1 protein-coding gene is annotated in these 744 nt (G+C 63.3%); it reads left to right on the top strand.

From position 1 onward, the window contains the following. A partial coding sequence (locus ACOZKU_RS05625; protein WP_421578024.1) for an electron transfer flavoprotein subunit beta/FixA family protein occupies positions 1 to 744 on the top strand: 744 nt, incomplete at its 3' end.

Here is a 744-nt window from a genome sequence, read left to right as displayed (position 1 = left end):
ATGAAGATCTTGGTCCCAGTGAAGCGCGTTGTTGATTACAACGTAAAGATCCGCGTGAAGTCGGATGGGTCTGGCGTCGAGCTTGCGAACGTCAAGATGTCGATGAACCCGTTCGACGAGATTTCGGTCGAGGAAGCGCTGCGGCTGAAGGAAGCCGGCAAGGCCGAGGAAGTGGTCGTGGTGTCGATCGGTCCGGCGAAGGCCGAAGAGACGCTGCGCACCGCGCTCGCCATGGGTGCCGACCGCGCCGTGCTGGTCGAGACGGAAGACGCCGTCGAGCCACTCGCCGTCGCCAAGATCCTCAAGGGTGTTGCTGATGCCGAACAGCCGGGCCTCATCATCGTCGGCAAGCAGGCGATCGACGATGATTCCAACCAGACCGGCCAGATGCTGTCGGCGCTGCTCGGCTGGGCACAGGCGACCTTCGCCTCCAAGGTCGAGATCGGTTCCGGTTCTGCCCAGGTGACGCGCGAAGTCGACGGCGGCCTCCAGACCATCGAGGTGAAGCTTCCGGCGGTCGTGACGACGGACCTTCGCTTGAACGAGCCGCGTTACGCCTCGCTGCCGAACATCATGAAGGCGAAGAAGAAGCCGCTCGACAAGAAGTCGCCTGCCGATTTCGGCGTCGATACGAGCCCGCGCCTCAAGGTGCTGAAGACCGAGGAGCCGTCGGGCCGCAAGGCGGGCGTCAAGGTCAAGTCGGTCGCCGAGCTGGTCGAAAAGCTCAAGACCGAAGCCGGCGTG

The organism is Shinella sp. M31 (assembly GCF_049199205.1).
Lineage (GTDB): Bacteria > Pseudomonadota > Alphaproteobacteria > Rhizobiales > Rhizobiaceae > Shinella.
This window is presented reverse-complemented; position numbering and strand designations above follow the sequence as displayed.